General features: G+C 55.1%; 22 protein-coding genes. 6 read left to right on the plus strand and 16 right to left on the minus strand.

Annotated features, from left to right (window positions below; all coding sequences use genetic code 11):
* Positions 1-33 precede the first annotated feature (33 nt).
* A complete protein-coding gene (locus Q3V30_RS03900) occupies positions 34-651 on the minus strand; it encodes a TetR/AcrR family transcriptional regulator (protein WP_306210653.1) in 618 nt (205 codons plus the stop codon).
* Positions 652-965: 314 nt separating this feature from the next.
* On the opposite strand from Q3V30_RS03900, the gene Q3V30_RS03905 reads away from it, so the two are divergent.
* Entirely contained in the window at positions 966-2186 is a 1221-nt protein-coding gene (locus Q3V30_RS03905; RefSeq protein WP_306213061.1) for a Tm-1-like ATP-binding domain-containing protein, read from the plus strand.
* A 2-nt stretch (positions 2187-2188) separates the two neighbouring features.
* Positions 2189-3016, plus strand: a complete 828-nt coding sequence (locus Q3V30_RS03910) for a phosphoenolpyruvate hydrolase family protein (protein WP_306210655.1) — start codon at positions 2189-2191, stop codon at positions 3014-3016.
* A gap of 161 nt (positions 3017-3177) precedes the next feature.
* Here Q3V30_RS03910 and mltC read toward each other — a convergent pair whose 3' ends face one another.
* Genes mltC through mutY form a run of 3 tightly spaced genes read right to left on the minus strand, consistent with a single transcriptional unit; the run spans position 3178 to position 5669 of the window.
* Positions 3178-4257 (minus strand): membrane-bound lytic murein transglycosylase MltC, encoded by a 1080-nt coding sequence (gene mltC, locus Q3V30_RS03915; RefSeq protein WP_306210657.1) that lies wholly within the window; start codon positions 4255-4257, stop codon positions 3178-3180.
* A gap of 51 nt (positions 4258-4308) precedes the next feature.
* On the minus strand, positions 4309-4581 hold the full coding sequence (locus Q3V30_RS03920) for an oxidative damage protection protein (protein WP_306210659.1): 273 nt from the start codon (positions 4579-4581) through the stop codon (positions 4309-4311).
* The gene (mutY, locus tag Q3V30_RS03925; protein WP_306210661.1) at positions 4581-5669 is read right to left on the minus strand and encodes an A/G-specific adenine glycosylase; all 1089 of its coding nucleotides are present in this window, start codon (positions 5667-5669) and stop codon (positions 4581-4583) included. The genes Q3V30_RS03920 and mutY overlap by 1 nt, the downstream gene beginning before the upstream one ends.
* 151 nt (positions 5670-5820) lie before the next feature.
* Between mutY and trmB the strand changes: the two genes are divergently transcribed.
* The 3 genes from trmB (at position 5821) to Q3V30_RS03940 (ending at position 7667) form a co-directional block, all read left to right on the plus strand.
* A complete protein-coding gene (gene trmB / locus Q3V30_RS03930) occupies positions 5821-6540 on the plus strand; it encodes a tRNA (guanosine(46)-N7)-methyltransferase TrmB (RefSeq protein WP_306210663.1) in 720 nt (239 codons plus the stop codon).
* Positions 6540-6866, plus strand: a complete 327-nt coding sequence (locus tag Q3V30_RS03935; RefSeq protein WP_306210665.1) for a YggL family protein — start codon at positions 6540-6542, stop codon at positions 6864-6866. The genes trmB and Q3V30_RS03935 overlap by 1 nt, the downstream gene beginning before the upstream one ends.
* An 87-nt stretch (positions 6867-6953) precedes the next feature.
* Positions 6954-7667, plus strand: a complete 714-nt coding sequence (locus tag Q3V30_RS03940) for a YggN family protein (RefSeq protein ID WP_306210667.1) — start codon at positions 6954-6956, stop codon at positions 7665-7667.
* A gap of 66 nt (positions 7668-7733) precedes the next feature.
* Here Q3V30_RS03940 and hemW read toward each other — a convergent pair whose 3' ends face one another.
* Genes hemW through Q3V30_RS03960 form a run of 4 tightly spaced genes read right to left on the minus strand, consistent with a single transcriptional unit; the run spans position 7734 to position 10755 of the window.
* Positions 7734-8876: a radical SAM family heme chaperone HemW gene (hemW, locus tag Q3V30_RS03945; protein WP_306210669.1), complete on the minus strand. Its 1143-nt coding sequence runs from the start codon at positions 8874-8876 to the stop codon at positions 7734-7736.
* Entirely contained in the window at positions 8869-9462 is a 594-nt protein-coding gene (rdgB, locus tag Q3V30_RS03950) for an RdgB/HAM1 family non-canonical purine NTP pyrophosphatase (RefSeq protein ID WP_306210671.1), read from the minus strand. Before rdgB ends, hemW begins: the two co-directional genes overlap by 8 nt.
* Before the next feature lie 22 nt (positions 9463-9484).
* Positions 9485-10039 (minus strand): YggT family protein, encoded by a 555-nt coding sequence (locus Q3V30_RS03955; RefSeq protein WP_306210672.1) that lies wholly within the window; start codon positions 10037-10039, stop codon positions 9485-9487.
* 8 nt (positions 10040-10047) lie between these two features.
* Positions 10048-10755 carry a YggS family pyridoxal phosphate-dependent enzyme gene (locus tag Q3V30_RS03960; protein ID WP_306210674.1) on the minus strand — a complete coding sequence of 236 codons (708 nt, stop codon included), beginning with the start codon at positions 10753-10755 and terminating at the stop codon, positions 10048-10050.
* A gap of 14 nt (positions 10756-10769) precedes the next feature.
* Between Q3V30_RS03960 and Q3V30_RS03965 the strand changes: the two genes are divergently transcribed.
* Positions 10770-11789, plus strand: a complete 1020-nt coding sequence (locus Q3V30_RS03965) for a type IV pilus twitching motility protein PilT (RefSeq protein ID WP_306210676.1) — start codon at positions 10770-10772, stop codon at positions 11787-11789.
* A 7-nt stretch (positions 11790-11796) separates the two neighbouring features.
* On the opposite strand, the gene ruvX is transcribed toward Q3V30_RS03965, so the two are convergent.
* From ruvX to metK, 8 genes are all read right to left on the minus strand, one after another.
* A complete protein-coding gene (gene ruvX, locus Q3V30_RS03970; RefSeq protein ID WP_306210678.1) occupies positions 11797-12219 on the minus strand; it encodes a Holliday junction resolvase RuvX in 423 nt (140 codons plus the stop codon).
* Positions 12219-12782 (minus strand): YqgE/AlgH family protein, encoded by a 564-nt coding sequence (locus Q3V30_RS03975; protein WP_306210680.1) that lies wholly within the window; start codon positions 12780-12782, stop codon positions 12219-12221. Before Q3V30_RS03975 ends, ruvX begins: the two co-directional genes overlap by 1 nt.
* A gap of 92 nt (positions 12783-12874) precedes the next feature.
* Complete coding sequence (gene gshB, locus Q3V30_RS03980) at positions 12875-13819, minus strand: glutathione synthase (protein WP_306210682.1); 945 nt, start codon at positions 13817-13819, stop codon at positions 12875-12877.
* A 234-nt stretch (positions 13820-14053) separates the two neighbouring features.
* The gene (gene rsmE, locus Q3V30_RS03985) at positions 14054-14785 is read right to left on the minus strand and encodes a 16S rRNA (uracil(1498)-N(3))-methyltransferase (RefSeq protein ID WP_306210684.1); all 732 of its coding nucleotides are present in this window, start codon (positions 14783-14785) and stop codon (positions 14054-14056) included.
* A 74-nt stretch (positions 14786-14859) separates the two neighbouring features.
* Positions 14860-15573, minus strand: a complete 714-nt coding sequence (gene endA / locus Q3V30_RS03990) for a deoxyribonuclease I (RefSeq protein WP_306210686.1) — start codon at positions 15571-15573, stop codon at positions 14860-14862.
* 106 nt (positions 15574-15679) lie between these two features.
* Positions 15680-16204 (minus strand): SprT family zinc-dependent metalloprotease, encoded by a 525-nt coding sequence (locus Q3V30_RS03995; protein ID WP_306210688.1) that lies wholly within the window; start codon positions 16202-16204, stop codon positions 15680-15682.
* A gap of 68 nt (positions 16205-16272) precedes the next feature.
* Positions 16273-17670 (minus strand): sugar porter family MFS transporter, encoded by a 1398-nt coding sequence (locus Q3V30_RS04000; protein WP_306210690.1) that lies wholly within the window; start codon positions 17668-17670, stop codon positions 16273-16275.
* Positions 17671-18076: 406 nt separating this feature from the next.
* Positions 18077-19231 (minus strand): methionine adenosyltransferase, encoded by a 1155-nt coding sequence (gene metK / locus Q3V30_RS04005; RefSeq protein ID WP_306210692.1) that lies wholly within the window; start codon positions 19229-19231, stop codon positions 18077-18079.
* Positions 19232-19261 lie beyond the last annotated feature (30 nt).

Genomic DNA, 19261 nt, shown 5'->3' on the forward strand with positions numbered 1-19261 from the left:
CAACGGGGGCCGCATGCGGCCCCTTTTCAGCGATTATTTTGCGTCTGAAACTGACAGCTTTTCATCTTCCCGCGCCTGACGCACTATCGCTTTAGCAATCCATTTGCCTATATCCTGCAGCTGGTCATTTGAGCAGCCCCAGATATCCTTCATCACCAGAAAAATCTCCGAGCCGTAAACCAGCGACAGCGACTGCACCACACGCTCCACCCTTTCCGGCGACATCTCCTGATTCAGCGGCTCGACAACGTGCTGCAGCAGCGCTTTACGATTGCCTCTGACCAGCTTCTCTTTCTCCGGGCGCTCGTTAGAGCGGGACTGCGCCCACTGCGTCAGCGAAAGGTGCAGCGCAGCGCGAAGCGTGCCTTCATGCTCCAGCATGCGCGGAAAAGCAAAGCCCAGCAGTTCATCAATGCGTTCGCTGGCATCCTCTTTTACCGGACGCCAGCTTTTGATAGGGCTTAGCGTTTCCGTCACGATGGCGGAAACCAGCGCGCTCTGCGTAGGGAAGTAGCGGTAGGCCGTGGCTCTGGAAAGCTGTGCCTCCTGAGCCACTTCGGTGATGGATGGAAACGCGCCGCTGTCGAACATTTTCATGGCGGTCTCGATCAGTAAACGACGTGTTCTTGCTCTTGTAGCGGTTAGTGTCATAACCCCAGCGGAATCCCTTTGCTCCACAATAACCTCATTTGTCCGGTTAAATCTGCTTGCTGTACAAGCGATTGTCTGATGAAGAACAGGGTTACCGTTGTTAACTCCTGTTCGAATCTGGTTGCCAAATTCCACCATCAAGCATAGTCAACATCTCTGTGAGACGCGTATTCCATTCAATTGATTTATCAATAATGAAGGTGATACTGTTATCCAGTAACGTTAAAAGAAATGCATTCTTATACGTTATTTACGTTTTTACTACTGATTTATCAAGTCTTTATTTCGTCTAATAACAGGGTGTTGTTATGGCTATGGGTACAAGTACAGGGTATGTCTATGCTGTTGCGACAGCAGATACTAAAGGAAGGGAACTGTTTTACGTCAGAGAATGCGTGGCCAGAACGGGCGCAGAAGTTCTGACAGTTGACCTGTCTACTCAACCAGTTAGCGCTGCTTCAGGGGCAGATTTCCCGCCTGAACTGATTGCTGATTTCCATCCCGAGGGTCGTGCCGCAGTGTTCTGCGGCGACCGGGGAAAAGCCATTGACGCGATGGCGCTGGCATTTAAGATTTTCCTCAGTAATCGTCCCGATTTAGCTGGCGTGATCGGCCTGGGCGGATCGTGCGGCACTGCGCTGATCACGCCAGCGATGCAGGCTCTGCCGGTGGGCATCCCCAAAGTGATGGTCTCTACCATGGCTTCGGGTGACGTCTCCGGTTATGTGGGCGCCAGTGATATCAGCCTGCTCTATTCCGTCACGGATGTGGCCGGGCTTAACCGCATTTCCCGTCAGGTACTGGGTAATGCTGCGCATCAGATAGCGGGTGCTGTACTCTGGAAGCCGGAACGCAGTGCGGATGATAAGCCTGCGCTGGGGCTGACAATGTTTGGCGTGACAACTCCCTGCATCCAGCAGGTGAGCGCAGAGCTGGAGGCCGACTACGATTGCCTGGTTTTTCATGCCACAGGCAGCGGCGGCATGGCGATGGAAAAACTCGCTGGCAGCAGAATGCTTGCCGGCCTGCTGGATCTGACCACTACGGAAGTGTGCGATCTGCTGTTTGAGGGCGTGCTGGCCTGTGAGGAGACGCGCTTCGAAGCGATGGCGGCGTCTGGCATACCTTGTGTTATCTCCTGTGGGGCGCTGGATATGGTTAATTTCGGCCATGCGGAGAGCGTGCCGCAAAAATATGCCAGCCGCCTCTTCTATCACCACAATGCGCAGGTAACGCTGATGCGCACCACGGTGGAGGAGAACGTCAAGATGGCGAAATGGATAGCGGAGAAACTCAACCGGTGTGAAGGTAAAGTAGCCTTCCTGATCCCGGAAGGGGGCTTCTCGGCGCTAGATGCACCCGGGCAGGCCTTCTGGTCACCGGAAGCGGATAACGCCTTCATTACCACGCTTGAGGCGCATCTTATTCAGACGGAACGCCGCTTTATTCGCCGTCTCCCTTACAATATCAACGATCCTCAATTTGCGCAGGCTGCAGTCAGGCAGTTTCGCCAGCTTACAGAGAAGGAGTTCTGAAAATGGCTTTTACCCGTCAGGATATACTGACAAAATTTAACGCGATGATTGCCCGCCGCGAACCGATCATCGGTGGCGGCGCCGGAACGGGGCTCTCCGCAAAATGTGAAGAAGCGGGCGGGATCGATCTGATCGTGATCTACAACTCAGGTCGCTACCGCATGGCAGGACGTGGATCGCTTGCGGGCCTGCTCGCCTACGGCAACGCCAATGAGATTGTGGTAGATATGGCAAAAGAAGTGCTGCCGGTAGTGAAAAATACGCCAGTGTTAGCGGGCGTGAACGGCACCGATCCTTTCTGCCATTTTGACAAATTTCTGGACGATCTGAAGGCGATGGGCTTTTCGGGCGTGCAGAACTTTCCGACCGTAGGGCTGATTGATGGCAACTTCCGCGCTAATCTCGAAGAGACGGGCATGGGATATGGGCTGGAAGTGGAGATGATCGCCCTGGCGCATCAGAAAGGGCTGCTGACTACTCCCTACGTATTCAGCGAGGCGGATGCCATTGCGATGACCAAAGCGGGTGCCGATATCATTGTGCCGCATATGGGGCTGACCACCGGCGGCAATATCGGCGCTGAAACCGCGCTGAAATTATCCGACTGCGTGCCGCTGATTAATCAGTGGGCGGCGGCGGCAAAAGCGGTGCGTAAAGAGGTGATTGTGCTCTGCCATGGCGGCCCGATCTCCAGCCCGCAAGATGCGCAATATATTCTGGATAACTGCCCACAGTGCGATGGTTTTTACGGCGCCAGCTCGATGGAGCGCCTGCCGACCGAGAGCGCACTGACCGATACCACCCGCCAGTTTAAAAATATCACCCGCTGAAAGTCTGTTCTTGCCTGAAAAACGGCAGCCCTTTTTGGGCTGCCAGCAGGCGCACGGCATCTGAAAAATTTGCCCTGGTGGAAACAGTCATCTTTGCCGTGCTGTATGCCGGACATGAACCGCTACCGGATAAAGTCGACCTCATCCGGTAGCTAAAGCACTCAGTAGAGGTGATAGCTCTTCTGGGCGCTGTTCACCTTGTAGAGATAGCGGCGGGATTCAGCCGATGGATGGTTAGAGGTCAGCGTCTGATAGACCTCGGCAGGCGAGAGGTTGTTAATCGTATTGAATGCCCGGGTCTTATCGCTGGAGAAGACCTTGAGCACGCTGCCAGCCCCTCCGTTATAGGCGGTGATCACCGCATAACGGCGTGAAGTCGGGTTGCTGATACCGCCCAGATAGTTGCTCTGAAGGATCGACAGATAGGCCGTACCGGCATCAATATTATTCTCCGGATCCAGCAGATAGCTGCGGCTCGGTTTGCCCCATTTACCTTTCATGCGGAACACATCCACACCGGCGGTGTGCTGCACCACCTGCATCAGCCCCAGCGCATCGGCATGACTCACCGCATAGGGGTTGAAGCTCGATTCAATCTGCATGATCGCCAGGATCAGCGACTGATCGACGCCATATTTCGCAGCGGCTTCGCGGACCATCGGCAGATATTTATGCGCACGCTTATCCAGATGGTTTGGCACCATCGGGATGGTGACCGACCAGATCACATGCAGGCCGACATTGCGGCGCTGAAGCTTATTCTGGATCAGGTAATCTGCGAAGCTGGCCGCACGACCCTGCCAGCGGATCGGCTGCCCGGTGTTATCCAGTACCTGGCCATAGAGCAGCGGCTCGGTGCCGAGCTTGATGTCGTTCGCATCGGAATAGAGATCGACATTACCCGGATCTTCACCGATCAGCAGCGTGGTGATAATGGCCTGACGCAGGCTGGCCATTGGATCGGTTCCGGCGATGGTCTCGATCGTGATCGAGCCTGACTCAAAGTTAATGTGGCTGCGCGTATAGTATTGATCGCTGTACTTCACATAATCTTTGGGGCCGGCGATCAGCACTTCGTTAATGCCCCAGATATTCTCGATGTTATGGGCAAATTGACCCATCAGAATATCGAAGCCGTTGGTGTCCTTGACCCACTCTTCGTGGAAAGCTGGTTTTTTATTGCCTGAGCAGGAGATCAGCAGCGGCGCTATTACCAGCAAACCTATCAGTTTCTTCTTCATCTTGTCGTGCTTCGCCCACATTGAGAGGGCCTCATCTGTGAGGCCCAACGATTATTCTTCTGGCGGGGTGTAACCTTCGATATGGACGTCATGCCCTTCGAACAGGAACTTGATCATCTCCTGCTCAAGCTGCTTACGATCTTCCGGGTTCATCATGCTGAGTTTCTTTTCATTGATCAGCATGGTCTGCTTGCTCATCCATTGCGACCAGGCTTCTTTAGAGATCTCATTATAAATACGCTTGCCTGTTTCGCCCGGATAGAGCTGGAAATCCTGCCCTTCGGCGTCACGCTGCAGGAACGTGCAAAAAATCATTCGGCTCATTACTCTTCCTCTTCTGTGGCGCGGATGTTCAGCGCTTTCTGTTGTGGCTGACGCAGCTGTTGTAACAGGCGTTCCACCGGAGCGGCCAGCCCAACGGACTGTGGTTGCGCTAAGTTATACCAGAGACCAGCGCCTTCATCCATTGCCGCGCCTGCCGGAGGCAGTTCCAGCCACATCGGGACAATATCCAGGTGGAAATGGCTGAAGGTGTGGCGAAACGCGATACCCTGCTGCAAAGCGGCGCTATCGATGCGTTTTTCACTCAGCCACTGTTCCAGCTCTGGCTGCGTAGCAAACTGCGGGAAGCAAAACAGCCCACCCCAGAGCCCCACTGGCGGGCGCTGCTCCAGCCACACTTCCTGACCCTGCTGCATCATCAGCAGCCAGCCAGTGCGCTCTGGTAGCGTCTGTTTCGGCTTCTTACCCGGGTAAGAAGCCCAGCTCCCGTTGGCATAGGCCAGACAGCCCATATTCAGCGGGCAGATTTCGCATTTTGGCTTAGAGCGGGTGCAGACGATGGCGCCCAGATCCATCATCGCCTGATTAAACTGGCTGACCCCCTCTGCAGGCGTCACCTCTTCACTGATCTGCCAGAGGCGTTTCTCAACCTCTTTCTTACCCGGCCAGCCGGAAACGGCATAGCAGCGAGCCAGCACGCGCTTAACGTTGCCATCAAGGATAGGGTAATGCTGTCCCAGAGAAAGAGAGAGAATGGCGCCAGCGGTGGAGCGGCCAACGCCCGGCAAATCTGCCACTTCGGCAAAAGTCTGCGGAAAATTCCCGTGATGCTTATCGGCCACCATTTTAGCGGCTTTGTGCAGATTGCGCGCGCGGGCGTAGTAACCCAGCCCGGTCCAGAGGTGCAGGACTTCATCCAGCGGTGCAGCCGCCAGATCGGTAACGGTGGGGAAACGCGCCATAAAACGCTCGAAGTAGGGGATCACCGTCGCCACCTGCGTCTGTTGCAGCATCACTTCCGAAAGCCAGACTTTATAGGGCGTTTTTTCCAGCTGCCAGGGCAGCGTTTTGCGGCCAAAGCGTTGATACCAGTCCAGTACCTGCCGGGAGAAGTGCGGCGCTTGCATCATGGTAGAGAAATATCCTGGAGAATGAAAAATCAGGCTGGGATTCCAGCACAGACCAACTATGCTGTAAACCGGAAGTTGCCGGAGCTTGCTTAACCGCCGTAACTTTGCATAATGCCCCCTTTCCAGAGATTCCAGAGCAGCAGGCAGAAACATGAAGAATGATGTCATTTCTCCGGAGTTTGATGAAAACGGTCGCCCGATGCGCCGTATTCGCAGCTTCGTTCGTCGTCAGGGCCGCCTGACAAAAGGCCAGCAGCACGCGCTGGATAATTACTGGCCAGTGATGGGCGTGGAATATCAGCCTGAGGCGGTGGACCTGGTGAGCCTGTTTGGGCGTGAAGCCCCTGTTGTGCTGGAAATCGGCTTCGGCATGGGCGCCTCGCTGGTGACCATGGCTGAAAGCAATCCACAGCAAAACTTCCTGGGTATTGAAGTGCACTCGCCGGGCGTGGGGGCCTGCCTGAGCAGCGCGCATGAGGCTGGCGTGGAGAATCTCCGCGTGATGTGCCACGATGCCGTCGACGTGCTGGATAAGATGATCCCGGATAACTCGCTGCGTATGGTGCAGCTGTTCTTTCCGGATCCGTGGCATAAAGCGCGCCACAACAAGCGCCGTATCGTTCAGGTGCCGTTTGCCGAGCTGGTGATGCGCAAGCTGAAGCTGGGCGGCGTGTTCCATATGGCGACCGACTGGGAAGCCTACGCCGAGCATATGCTGGAAGTGATGAGCAGCATCGCGGGCTATAAAAACCAGTCCGAAACGCAAAATTACGTGCCGCGTCCCGAGTCGCGTCCGTTAACGAAATTTGAGCAGCGTGGCCAGCGTCTTGGCCACGGTGTTTGGGATCTGATGTTTGAGAGGATTAAATAATGGCTACCCAACGCAGTCGTCGTTTGCGTAAAAAAATGCATATCGATGAGTTTCAGGAATTAGGTTTTTCCATCGGCTTCGGCTTCCCGGAAGGCACCAGCGAAGAGACCATCGACAAAACCGTTGATGCACTGATTGAAGAAGTGATCGATCCTAACGGCCTGGCGTTTGACGGCAGCGGCTACCTGCAGTGGGAAGGGTTGATCTGCCTGCAGCAGACCGGTAAATGTACTGACGAGCACCGCGAGCTGGTGCGCAAGTGGCTGGAAGAGCGCAAGCTGAATAACATTCAGGTGACCGAACTTTTCGATGTCTGGTGGGACTAAGTAGTATCCCGCTTAACATCCCGCAGGATGTGGGAAATAATTTTGGGGCCACGCATGCGTGGCCTTTTCACTTTCAGGAGAATGCAAATGCGTAAAGCGATGATGGTGGGTGCGTTGTTACTGGCAGCGGGCCAGGCTCAGGCAGACTATCAATGTAGCGTGAAACCTCAGGATGATATCGTTCTCTCTCCGCAGAGCGTGCAGGTTGTCGGAGCCAGCGGCAATCTGACCATCACGCCGACGGGAGATGTGCAGCGCAACGGTAAAGCCGCGACGGTGGATACCGCCACGCGGCAGAAAGCGATTGATTACCAGACCGCGCTACGGCGTGATTTGCCCTGGATCGATCAGGGCGCGCGTCAGCGTCTGGAAAAAGGCCGCCTAGCGCTGGACAAAGTGATCGTAGAAAAGCTGGGTCAGGATAGCAACGTGCGTAACCGTCTGACCTCGCTGGATACGCAGCTTAAGCAGCAGATGAACCGCATTATTGAGCACCGCGACGACGGGCTGACTTTCCACCATCAGGCCATCGACCAGGTTCGTCAGGACGGTGAGCAACTGGTGCAGAATGCGATGGGTGGCGTGGTGCAGGACAGCCTGAACGAGATGGGCAGCAAGCAGGCTGGCAACGGCAGCAATCCTCTGCAGGCGATCATGGGTAATCTGGGCGGTCTGCAGCAGTCTATTCAGGCCGAATGGAAAAATCAGGAGAAAGATTTCCAGAATTTCGGTCATGAAGTCTGTAACCGCGTTACCACGCTGGAAGATCAGCGCAAGGCGATGATTGCCGGGCTGAAATAACAGCCTGACTTACAGCCATAAAAAAACGCCTGATAAACACATCAGGCGTTTTTTTTCAGTGAAGAGTTACGCCTCTTCGGCCAGAAACAGCTCCAGCAGCGAATTCAGAAACAGCTTGCCTTTCTCCGTCACCTGCCAGCTTTCCGGCGTTTCGGTCAGATAGCCCTGGCTGAGAGCTTCGTCGATCTGCGGCCGGATAACGCTTTCCGCAAGGCCGGTATAAAGCTGAAACTCCTCGCGCGGCGCGGCTTCCAGCAGGCGGAAGCGGTTCATAAAGAATTCGAACGGCTTCTCGCTGTCGCTGACTTCATGGCGGCGATCCAGATAATTTCCCGCCATAAATCCACGAGGATGCCGCGTTTTGCTGGTGCGGATGATTCGCCCGTCAGCCTGAGTCAGCTTACCGTGCGCGCCGCAGCCAACGCCCAGATAGTCTCCGAAGCGCCAGTAATTAAGATTATGTTCGCAGCGGTAGCCTGGCTTTGCATAAGCAGAGGTTTCGTACTGCACGTAACCTGCCGCCGTCAGCAGCTGGTCACCCTGTTCAAAAATATCCCACAGCGCATCGTCATCCGGCAGAACCGGCGGACGAGAGGCAAACAGCGTGTTTGGCTCAATAGTAAGCTGATACCAGGAGAGATGCGGCGGATTGAGCGCAATGGCCTGGCGCAGATCGTCCAGCGCCTCTTCCAGCGACTGATCCGGCAGCCCGTGCATCAAATCCAGATTAAAGCTGCGCAGGTTCAGGTCAGTGGCGAGTCCTGCTGCCCGTCTGGCCTCTTCCGGGCCGTGAATGCGTCCCAGACGCGCCAGTTTCTGCTCGCTGAAGCTCTGCACCCCAATCGAGATACGGTTAATCCCGGCACGCTGGTAGCCGCTGAAGCGGTCTGCTTCCACCGTACCAGGGTTCGCCTCCATGGTGATTTCAGCAGTCGGGGAGAGCGGCAAACGAGCGCGAACGCCATCCAGCAGCATCTGCATCGCTTCACTGCTTAACAGGCTGGGGGTGCCGCCGCCGATGAAAATGGTGCTGACTTCACGTCCTGAGGCCAGCGGCAGGTCAGCATCCAGATCCGCCAGCAAATGCCGCACGTACTCCTCGTGCGGCACTTCGCCCTTCAGCGCGTGGGAGTTGAAGTCGCAGTAGGGGCACTTCTGCACGCACCATGGGATATGGATATAGAGGCTTAACGGAGGCAGCTTACGCATTACGCATCGCTTCCAGCAGCAGCGTCATCGCTTTACCCCGATGGGAAACGGCATGCTTCTCCGCTTTTGTCAGCTCCGCCGCCGTTTTGCCCAGGGCCGGAACAAAGAAAATCGGATCGTAACCAAAGCCGCCAACGCCCGCAGCGGCACGGGTAATTTCACCCTGCCAGCTGCCGTGGAACACCAGTGGCGTGGGATCCTCTGCATGACGCAGATAGACCAGCACGCAGTGGAACTCTGCCTGGCGGGCGCCGTCCGGCACGCTTTCCAGCGCGGCAAGCAGCTTGAGCAGATTCTGCTGGTCGCTCGCCTCTTCGCCCGCATAGCGCGCAGAGTAGATCCCCGGCGCGCCGCCCAGCGCATCTACCGCCAGCCCGGAATCATCGGCGATCGCCGGCAAGCCGGTTACCGCCGCGGCGTGACGCGCCTTCAGGATCGCGTTTTCAATAAACGTCAGGCCGGTCTCTTCGGCTGACTCCACGCCCAGTTCCGTTTGCGCCACAATGTCGAGGCCAAAGGCGGCCAGCAAATCGGCCATTTCACGAACTTTGCCGGGATTTCCGGTGGCGAGCACAACTTTTTGCATATCAGGTCCAGAATTTTTCAAATTACAGCAGATACCAGAGGCCAGGGAAGAGATCCATGCCCAGGTAGTTCAACATATAGAGGATCAGGATCACCACCATCGCGGAGAAATCGATCCCGCCCATCGCGGGCAGTATACGGCGGATGGGGGCCATCAGCGGTTCGGTCAGCTGGATTAATACATAGTCTACCGGGCCACGACCCTGACTGATCCAGCTCATCAGCGAGCGGATAATGATCACCCAGAACACCAGATAACCGACCGATTTAATCAGCGAGAGCAGGCCAACCAGCAGGTTCATCGGATCAACAGAGAAGGCCCCTACCTGGATTAACAGTAAAATTGGGTATTTCAGCGTAGTGAGCACAAAGGCCAGCAGCAGTGGTGCAGTATCTACCGGGCCAATAGAGGGGAGGATCCGCCGCAGCGGTTTGAGCACCGGCTGAGTAATTTTTACGATAAATTGTGAGAGCGGATTATAGAAATCACAGCGCGACCACTGCATCCAGATACGCAACAGCAGCACCATTACGTAGAGATCGATCAGGGTCTTGACCAGAAAAGTCAACGTCAGCATGGGGTTCCTCAGTTATTGTTGTGAGCGGCGCTGTAATCACGCGCGCCAAAAATTGCGGTGCCGATGCGCACCATTGTACTGCCTGCCGCTATCGCGGCATCCATATCGTCGCTCATTCCCAGAGAAAGCGTGTCGACGGAGGGATACTTTTTTTTCAGTTCGTTAAACGCTTCTGCCATCTGGCTACAGACGGCTAACTGCCGCGCATAGTCACTCTCAGGCGCGGGGATAGCCATCAGACCGCGCAGCGTTAAACGAGGCAGCAGTGAAATCTCTTTTGCCAGCTCGCTCAGCGCCTCCAGCATGATGCCAGATTTACTGTTTTCGTCACTGATGTTTATCTGGATCAGCACGTTCAGCGGCGGCAGCTCCTGCGGACGCTGCTCGTTAAGACGGGCAGCAATCTTCAGCCGGTCAATGGTGTGGCACCAGTTAAAATGTTCAGCAACCAGCCGACTCTTGTTGGATTGCAGCGGGCCAATAAAGTGCCAGTCGAGAGCGGAATTTCCTGACGCTTTAATTTTGTCGACACCTTCCTGTACGTAGTTCTCGCCAAAACAGCGCTGGCCCGCGGCAACCGCTTCTTCGATCGCGCTCGCAGGTTTTGTTTTGCTGACTGCAAGCAGGGTAATTTCTGCCGGATCGCGCCCGCACCGTGCGGCGGCCGCTGAGATCCTCTCGCGGACTTGCTGTAAGTTGTGCTGAATCGAGGTCATAGTCAGGGAGTAATATGAATATTGAGGAGATGGTGGCCCTTAGTGTAAAGCATAACGCGGGGGATCTGCACCTTTGCAGTGGTCATTCTCCATTCTGGCGGCGTTGCGGCAGGCTGGAGCCGGTGCCGGATGCCATCACCGTCACCGCCGGGCTGCTGGAAGCGACGGCAAAAAGGTGGCTTACCGCAGCCCAGATCGGACAGTTTGACCAGGCGGGCCAGCTCGATTTTGCTCTGACGATGGCGGATGGCACGCGTCTGCGTGCCAATCTGTTCCGCCAGCAGCAGGGGCTTTCACTGGCGCTGAGGCTGATAGCGTGCCATTGTCCCGAGCTTGCGGAGCTGAAACTGCCTGCCTTCGCTCACACCTTGTTAACCCTGAACGACGGACTGGTACTGGTAACCGGCGCAACGGGCAGCGGTAAATCCACCACGCTGGCGGCGTTGATTGGCGAGATCAACAGAGTGCAGGATCGGCACATTCTCACGCTGGAAGATCCGATCGAATTTATTCATCACAGTCAGCGCTCGCTGATCCAGCAGCGGGAAGTGGGTCAGCACTGCATTTCGTTCAGTGAAGGGCTGCGCGGCGCGCTGAGGCAAGATCCCGATATTATCCTGCTCGGGGAACTGCGTGATGGCGAGACGATTCAACAGGCGCTGACGGCGGCAGAAACCGGGCATCTGGTGCTGGCAACGCTGCATACCCGTGGCGCAACGCAGGCCGTGGAGAGGCTGGTGGATCTCTTTCCCGGGGCGGAGAAAAACCTGGTGCGCAGCCAACTGGCTGGCAGCCTGAAAGCGGTTATAGCACAGCGGCTGGAGCAGGGCGCGGAACAGGGAAGGGTGGCGCTATTTGAAGTACTGGTGAATACGCCTGCGGTAGCGAACCTGATCCGCGAGGGGAAAACCCATCAGCTTGCTGGCCTGCTGGAAACGGGCATGCAAAGTGGGATGCAGACCTTTGCTCAAAGTCTGGCCGGGCGGAGAAAAACGGGGTTAATCGCCGGGCCAGACCCGGATCAGGCTGGTTAATCTGACCTCAGGCCCAGCTGTTCTCGAACCAGCTTTCAAGAATGATCACCGCAGAGAGAGAGTCCACGCTGCCTTTGCTCAACGCGCGGAAGCCACCGCGTTCGAACAGCTCTGCCCGGGCTTCAATGGTGCTGAGACGCTCATCGTGGAGGTCCACCTGCACGCCAAACCGGCCATGAATGCGGTTAGCAAACTTACGGGCGCGTACCGTCAGCGGTTGCTCGGTGCCGTCCATATTCAGCGGCAGGCCGACGACCACGCGGTCCGGCTGCCACTCTTTCAGTAACGCTTCAATTTTATTCCAGTCCGGCGTGCCGTCCTGCGCCTTCAGCGCCGCTAACGGTCTGGCCGTGCCGGTGAGCTGCTGCCCAATGGCCACGCCAATACTTTTGGTGCCGAAATCAAACGCCAGCAGAGTCATATGGCTCATCAGGCGTGACCTGCATCACTGGTGATATTGTGAATATCAATACCAATGCTTTTTGCTGCTTCCCGCCAGCGTTCGGCTATTGGGGTCTGGAACAGAATATTGCTGTTAGCGGGCGTGGTCAGCCAGGCGTTTTCCAGCAGCTCATTTTCCAGCTGATCTTTCTCCCAGGCGCAGTAGCCCAGCGCAACCAGCACGCTGCTCGGCTGTTCTGGCGTCCCCAGCGTTTCCAGCACATCGCGCGAGGTGGTAATCACCGTATTATCGGAAACGCGGATGCTGGAGGCGAAAGTGCGTTGGGCAGAGTGCAGGATAAATCCACGATCTTCTGCCAGCGGGCCACCGGAGAAAACCGGCTTGTCGAGTTTGACCTCTGGCTCACGCGGCGTGGGCATAATTTTGAGTTTCTTCAGAATACCGTCAACGGTTAAGTTATCCATTGGCTTATTCACAATCAGGCCCATGGCTCCGTCATCATTATGCTCGCAGATATAAACCACCGAGCGCTTGAATAACGGGTCCTGCAGCGTGGGCATCGCAATCAAAAAATGATGCTGTAAATTCATATCAGGATTCTGTATTCGGGTTAACCGCACGCGACCCGGGCCGCGTGCGTAATTAACGGGTTAATAAAGGGGCCCGTTGACCCCGCGTACCGTCAGGCCAGACGTTTTTCAATGGCATCCATCAGCATACCAGTAATTGAAATTGGGAATGCGGCCTCGATCTCACGGACGCAGGTTGGGCTGGTCACATTAATCTCGGTCAGCTTATCGCCAATAATATCCAGACCTACAAAAATCAGGCCTTTGGCTTTCAGGGTCGGGCCCACGCGGCGGGCAATTTCCCAGTCGCTTTCAGAAAGCGGACGCGCTTCACCACGTCCACCAGCCGCCAGATTTCCACGCGTTTCACCAGACTTGGGAATACGGGCCAGGCAGTAGGGCACAGGTTCGCCATCCACCACCAGCACGCGCTTATCCCCTTCTTTAATAGCAGGCAGATAGTTCTGCGCCATGCAGTAGAAGTTACCGTGCTCGGTTAACGTCTCGATGATGACCGACAGGTTAGGATCTTCCTGCTTGATGCGGAAAATGGACGCGCCGCCCATGCCATCCAGCGGTTTCAGGATGATATCGCCATGCTCCTGCCAGAACTCACGTATCTGCTGCGCATTGCGGGTCACCAGAGTATCTGGCGTCAGTTCCGCAAACCAGGCGGTGAACAGCTTTTCGTTACAGTCACGCAGGCTCTGCGGTTTGTTGACGATCAGCGTTCCCTGTTCCTCGGCACGTTCAAGGATATAGGTAGCATAGATGAACTCGGTATCAAACGGCGGATCTTTACGCATCAGCACCACGTTCAGATCGGCCAGCGCAATGTCCTGCTCGCTGCCGAACTCAAACCACTTATCATAGTTCTGCTCTACGCTAAGGCTGCGGGTACGCGCACGAGCTTCCCCACCGCGCAGATAGAGATCGTTCATCTCCATATAATGGATTTCGTAACCACGGCGCTGTGCTTCCAGCAACATTGCGAAGCTGGTGTCTTTTTTGATATTGATGGAGGTAATAGGGTCCATCACAATGCCAAGCTTAATCATTTTGTCTCTCCAGTGAGCTATCTTATTTGCCATGTTTAACGCTGGCCGTGTTTGAAACTCACGCGCCTTTGAGTTCGCTGAAGTTCCTGCACGCTGGCGTGGCCGCAACAAGGACGCTCAGACTCAGCGGTCCGGCATAACTTACCCAACTAAAATAATTTTGCATCACCAATTGGGCTCTCCGGCCCGCTCTGCAAGGCGGGATGAAGTGATGCGTTCTGTTTTATCGCACGCCTACCCGAGATCGCCAAAGCGGACCTGAAGGGCAGTAATCACCGTCAACGCCGTTGTTTCAGTGCGAAGTACGCGCGGACCTAACAGGATATCGGTAAAGCCGTAGCGTGCCGTCATGCTGATTTCATCAGCGGTCAGGCCACCTTCCGGACCAATAAGAAGCCGGACTCGCCCGACGGGGAGTGGCAGCGTCTTAATGCTCTGGCTGGCTCTTGGATGCAGGTTCAACTTTAATCCCGCATCCTGCTCTGCGCACCACGCTTCCAGCGTCATGGCTTCACGTACTTCCGGCACGCTGTTTCTGCCGCACTGTTCACAGGAGGCAATCACGATTTTTTGCCACTGCTGATGCTTTTTAGCCAGACGATCGGCGTCCAGCTTTACGCCACAGCGCTCAGAAAACAAGGGGGTAATCACATTTACCCCGAGTTCAACGGCCTTCTGAATGGTGAACTCCATCTTCTCGCCGCGGGACATTACCTGCCCCAGATGCAGGTGAAGCGGGGATTCACGGCTCTCTTCGCGGCTTTCGCCCACCAGAACGCGAACGCTTTTTTTATCTGCCTGCACAATTTCTGCGGGAAAAGTCAGATTAGTACCATCGAACAATTCCAGGGCCTGTCCGGCTCCCATGCGCAGTACGCGACCTACATGGTTCGCGGCCTCGTCGCTGAGGGCAATCTCACTGCCAGCGGTCAACGTCTCGGGATGGAAAATGCGGGGTATTCGCATGGAAATCCTGCTAAAGGTTAATGGCCACGCCATCGGCACGGCCTGAAGATGTGCTCTAGTTTAGGTCAGTGATTTTACCGCTGGCAAGCCTGCTGTACATAAGGATTATGATTGCCCTGTACCTTAGCAATGCGGTTATCTCTCTCACACTCCCACGGCGTGACCGGATAGAGCTGGTTCCAGACCGTCATCAGCTGGGTCTGCTGCTTTGACATGCTTATCTGGTATTGGTCGCGCATATAAAGCCAGGTTCGTGCTATCGCACCACGGGCGCGGGCTGGCGGCTCCGCCAGTTTGTTTTTAAAGTCGATTTTCATTTCACACTGACCATACTGGCGCTCGCTGCCGTTCCACTGGCTGTACATAAAGTTACCGCGATCGCCGTTCACTTCACCGATTGCGGGCTGAAGGTTATGCAGGTCCGTTTCAATACGGCGATAGCCAGCATCTTTGGCGCACTGTTTACGGCCGCCATTCTGCCAGCACTGGCGCTGGTGTCCAAAGGTCCAGGCCGGTACCACATGTTCCCATTCGATACGCTTTGCGCGGCTGGCGTTTTTACGTACCTGATAGCCGCAGGAGGCGAGATCCGGAACGCCTTTCTTGCCTTTCCAGGTGATTTTACAGCCACAGTAGAAGGAACCCGGCGCGTCAGCATTGAGCTTAGCCGCATACTCCTTAGCCTGACCAAAACTGTTCTGGTGATAGTTGTTCAGGCTGAAACTGTGCGCAACCAGCGGGGAGAGGAGCAAAAAGAGTGAAAAGCAGCGAATAATGTTGCGAAGCATGTTCCGAAAATCTCTCTTGAAAACGAGGCGGCGAGAGTAACAGATGCAAGCGGTTACGGGAAATCAACTGGCGTTAATTGGAGCATTATTGGCGCTATTTTCGCTCTCAGGCCAGTTTTTCAGATTTTTGGAAATCACCGGGCTGAAGGCGTTCACCGCAGTGGACGCAGCGATACTCGCTCTCCCCCCGTATCACGCGGTTGTGGCGGCGTACGGTCAGCTGATGCTGCTGGCAGCCACAGCGATAGGGAAATGCACGGCTGCGTACGGAGTCAATCTCAAATTTGTGGGTGCGCTCTGCAGGCACACCGAGCACGCTTTCCATCATCCACTTCCACTCTTTGCCGTGGGGAGGCACGCGGCCAAAATGCTTCCAGACCAGGAGATGCGCCAGCTCATGAGGAACGACTTCATCAATAAACGCCTGCTGATTCTCCAGCAGAAGCACCGGATTCAGGCGGATCTCCCACTGTTGCAGCCATGCCGTGCCTGCAGCCGTGCCGCGCTGCTGGTAGAGAAGTTTGGGTTCAGGATAGTGGCGCTCAAGCCGATGGTTTGCCTGCTGCAATTTTTCACGCAGCGAGCGCATCACCGCCTGTTGCAGCGCAATGGGAACTCTGAGGGATTTCATACGGCAAAGGATACGATCGGGGGAGGAGGATTACAATAAAGCTGGCCGGGTTTCCCCGGCCAGTACTTTTAGTCACGCTGGCCGATATCGCGCAGCTTTTTGCCGCCCAACAGGTTGCGTTCAATGTGTTCCAGCGAAACGTTCTTGGTTTCCGGAATCAGCATAATGGTCAGGATAATGAACACGACGTTCAGACCGGCGTAGACCCAGAAGGTATTCGCGTTGCCCAGGGTATTAAGCATGGTCAGGAAGGTTGCGCCCACAATCATGTTGGCAATCCAGTTAGTCGCGGTGGAAACGGTGATACCGAAATCGCGGCCTTTCAGCGGCTGGATCTCAGAACAGAGTACCCAGATCAACGGACCGGCGCTCATGGCAAAACCAATGATGAACATCATCAGCATGGCGATAGCAAAGTACTGCGCGCCTTCAGAATGAATGCCCATATGCAGCATGGTTCCCAGCACGCCCATGCCTACTGCCATCACCATAAAGCCCAGCTTCAGCGTTGGTTTGCGGCCCCAGCGGTCAACCAGACCGATAGCGATAAAGGTAGCCAGTACGTTGACCAGGCCAACGATTACGGTGCCCCACATCTGCTCGGTGGTATTGGTAAAGCCAGCGATCTCAAAAATCTTCGGCGCGTAGTACATGATGACGTTCATACCGGTGAACTGCTGCATCACCTGCAGAAGCACGCCCAGATAAACCGCACGGCGGAAGTTGCTGTTGTCTTTAAACAGACTCCAGCCAGACTGTTTGATCTTCAGGCTTTCACGGATCTCATCCAGCTCGCGTTTTGCCTGTTCGCTGGTATCACGCAGACGATCCAGCACGCGTTGAGCGGTGCGGAAGTCGCCTTTTGCCGCCAGCCAGCGCGGGCTGTTTGGCAGGAAGCAGACACCCACCAGCAGCAGAGCAGCAGGAATGGTGATGATACCCAGCATCCAGCGCCATTCGCCGGTGTAGCTGAAGGCGGTGTCAGAGAGGTAAGCACCCAGGATCCCGATGGTAATCATCAACTGGTAGAGCGAAATCATACTGCCGCGAATTTTTTCCGGAGCGATCTCGGAAAGATAAAGCGGCGCAGTATAAGAAGCCACACCCACGGCCAGACCCAGAATAACGCGGGCGAAGATCAGCATTTCCGGGTTAGAGGACATGGCAGACCAGAGGGAGCCGATGACGAACAGCACTGCGCCAATCATCAGGCTTTTTTTACGCCCCAGACGGGAGGACATCCAGCCGCTGCCGACAGCACCGACGGCGGCACCGAACATCATTGAGCTGACAATCCACTCCTGCTGATGCGGGGTGACGTTAAAATCTTTGGCGATAAATGGCAGGGCGCCGGCGATCACGCCGATATCCAGACCAAATAACAGACCGGCCAGTGCTGCAAGGAAACAAACAAAAAAGGTCATCGCCTTGTTCGATGTTCTGCTCTGTTTCTTATTATCAGGCATAACGCCTCCATTAAAGTGGTACTGCTTATTGTTGTTATAAATGTTAGAAAACCTCAGCCCGCAAGACTGTGCTGGAGATCACATTGGTGTAATCGGTTACACACCAGATCAATCCGAAAAACAGCATTTTCACGCGCGCTTACGCTTTGTAACCAGTTAGTGATAGTAGTCTTACTTAGTTCCCAAGTGCCCCGCTATCGGACAGCGCTGAAAATAGCGCATTCCGCTACACCTTGTTAAGCGTGTTAATTCTTAATTGTCAGATTTACAGAATGTTTCTGCGTGTAACCGTTAACAATTATGCCCCTCAGGACCAAAAGAAGTGTAGCCACAGAAGGCTATTCTGCCAGCGGCAGAGATGAAAAAAGGGCACCCACTGGGTGCCCTCAGAACTGCCTGTCTGGGCTTACTTCAGGCCGGCCGCTTCACGCAGCAGTGCCGCTTTGTCAGTTTTTTCCCATGGGAAGTGCTCACGACCAAAGTGACCGTAAGCTGCTGTCTCACGGTAGATAGGGTGCAGCAGGTCCAGCATCTGGATCAAACCGTATGGACGCAGGTCAAAGAACTCGCGCACCAGCAAGGTCAACTGCTCGGTAGAGATTTTCTCAGTACCGAAGGTTTCCACCATGATTGAGGTCGGTTCAGCCACGCCGATAGCGTAAGAAACCTGAATCTCGCAGCGGTCAGCCAGACCCGCAGCAACGATATTTTTTGCCACATAGCGCGCCGCATAGGCTGCAGAACGGTCAACTTTAGAGGGGTCTTTACCGGAGAATGCGCCGCCACCGTGACGTGCCATACCGCCGTAGGTATCAACGATGATTTTACGTCCGGTCAATCCGCAGTCGCCCATTGGACCACCGATAACAAAACGGCCGGTCGGGTTGATGTGATATTTGGTGCTGGCGTTGATCCACTCTTCCGGCAGTACCGGCTTGATGATCTCTTCCATCACCGCTTCCTGCAGATCTTTCTGAGAGATATCTTCAGAATGCTGGGTAGAGAGAACCACAGCGTCGATACCGACAATTTTGCCGTTATCATACTGGAAGGTGATCTGGCTCTTGGCATCCGGGCGTAGCCACGGCAGCGTGCCGTTTTTACGCACTTCTGACTGACGATGCACCAGACGGTGAGCATAGGTCACGGGGGCTGGCATCAGCACATCAGTTTCGTTGGTGGCGTAGCCAAACATCAGACCCTGGTCGCCTGCACCCTGCTCAAGAGGGTCCGCACGGTCAACGCCCTGGTTGATGTCAGGTGACTGTTTACCAATAGCATTCAGTACGGCACAAGAGTTGGCATCAAAGCCCATATCGGAATGGACATAACCGATTTCGCGCACGGTGTTACGGGTGATCTCTTCGATATCAACCCAGGCAGAAGTGGTAATTTCGCCGCCTACCAGCACCATGCCAGTTTTTACATACGTCTCGCAAGCCACACGAGCTTTCGGATCCTGCTCAAGAATGGCATCGAGCACGGCATCGGAAATCTGGTCAGCAATTTTATCAGGATGTCCTTCTGAGACGGACTCGGAAGTGAAAAGGTGTTTAGCCATTAATTCTTTACCTTACTGAATACGGGTTGA

The sequence above is a fragment of the Erwinia pyri genome, assembly GCF_030758455.1.
GTDB classification, from domain to species: domain Bacteria; phylum Pseudomonadota; class Gammaproteobacteria; order Enterobacterales; family Enterobacteriaceae; genus Erwinia; species Erwinia pyri.

Excerpts from the sequence above, each read along its gene's own strand:
- Q3V30_RS03975 (WP_306210680.1), bottom strand. The coding sequence starts at position 12,782 with ATGAATTTACAGCATCATTTTTTGATTGCGATGCCCACGCTGCAGGAC.
- rsmE (WP_306210684.1), bottom strand. The coding sequence starts at position 14,785 with ATGCGAATACCCCGCATTTTCCATCCCGAGACGTTGACCGCTGGCAGT.
- Q3V30_RS04000 (WP_306210690.1), bottom strand. The coding sequence starts at position 17,670 with ATGCCTGATAATAAGAAACAGAGCAGAACATCGAACAAGGCGATGACC.
- Q3V30_RS03940 (WP_306210667.1), top strand. The coding sequence starts at position 6,954 with ATGCGTAAAGCGATGATGGTGGGTGCGTTGTTACTGGCAGCGGGCCAG.
- endA (WP_306210686.1), bottom strand. The coding sequence starts at position 15,573 with ATGCTTCGCAACATTATTCGCTGCTTTTCACTCTTTTTGCTCCTCTCC.
- Q3V30_RS03910 (WP_306210655.1), top strand. The coding sequence starts at position 2,189 with ATGGCTTTTACCCGTCAGGATATACTGACAAAATTTAACGCGATGATT.
- Q3V30_RS03960 (WP_306210674.1), bottom strand. The coding sequence starts at position 10,755 with ATGACCTCGATTCAGCACAACTTACAGCAAGTCCGCGAGAGGATCTCA.
- Q3V30_RS03905 (WP_306213061.1), top strand. The coding sequence starts at position 966 with ATGGGTACAAGTACAGGGTATGTCTATGCTGTTGCGACAGCAGATACT.
- mltC (WP_306210657.1), bottom strand. The coding sequence starts at position 4,257 with ATGAAGAAGAAACTGATAGGTTTGCTGGTAATAGCGCCGCTGCTGATC.
- rdgB (WP_306210671.1), bottom strand. The coding sequence starts at position 9,462 with ATGCAAAAAGTTGTGCTCGCCACCGGAAATCCCGGCAAAGTTCGTGAA.
- ruvX (WP_306210678.1), bottom strand. The coding sequence starts at position 12,219 with ATGAGCCATATGACTCTGCTGGCGTTTGATTTCGGCACCAAAAGTATT.
- Q3V30_RS03965 (WP_306210676.1), top strand. The coding sequence starts at position 10,770 with ATGAATATTGAGGAGATGGTGGCCCTTAGTGTAAAGCATAACGCGGGG.
- gshB (WP_306210682.1), bottom strand. The coding sequence starts at position 13,819 with ATGATTAAGCTTGGCATTGTGATGGACCCTATTACCTCCATCAATATC.
- trmB (WP_306210663.1), top strand. The coding sequence starts at position 5,821 with ATGAAGAATGATGTCATTTCTCCGGAGTTTGATGAAAACGGTCGCCCG.
- Q3V30_RS03955 (WP_306210672.1), bottom strand. The coding sequence starts at position 10,039 with ATGCTGACGTTGACTTTTCTGGTCAAGACCCTGATCGATCTCTACGTA.
- Q3V30_RS03935 (WP_306210665.1), top strand. The coding sequence starts at position 6,540 with ATGGCTACCCAACGCAGTCGTCGTTTGCGTAAAAAAATGCATATCGAT.
- mutY (WP_306210661.1), bottom strand. The coding sequence starts at position 5,669 with ATGATGCAAGCGCCGCACTTCTCCCGGCAGGTACTGGACTGGTATCAA.
- Q3V30_RS03920 (WP_306210659.1), bottom strand. The coding sequence starts at position 4,581 with ATGAGCCGAATGATTTTTTGCACGTTCCTGCAGCGTGACGCCGAAGGG.
- Q3V30_RS03995 (WP_306210688.1), bottom strand. The coding sequence starts at position 16,204 with ATGAAATCCCTCAGAGTTCCCATTGCGCTGCAACAGGCGGTGATGCGC.
- hemW (WP_306210669.1), bottom strand. The coding sequence starts at position 8,876 with ATGCGTAAGCTGCCTCCGTTAAGCCTCTATATCCATATCCCATGGTGC.
- Q3V30_RS03900 (WP_306210653.1), bottom strand. The coding sequence starts at position 651 with ATGACACTAACCGCTACAAGAGCAAGAACACGTCGTTTACTGATCGAG.
- metK (WP_306210692.1), bottom strand. The coding sequence starts at position 19,231 with ATGGCTAAACACCTTTTCACTTCCGAGTCCGTCTCAGAAGGACATCCT.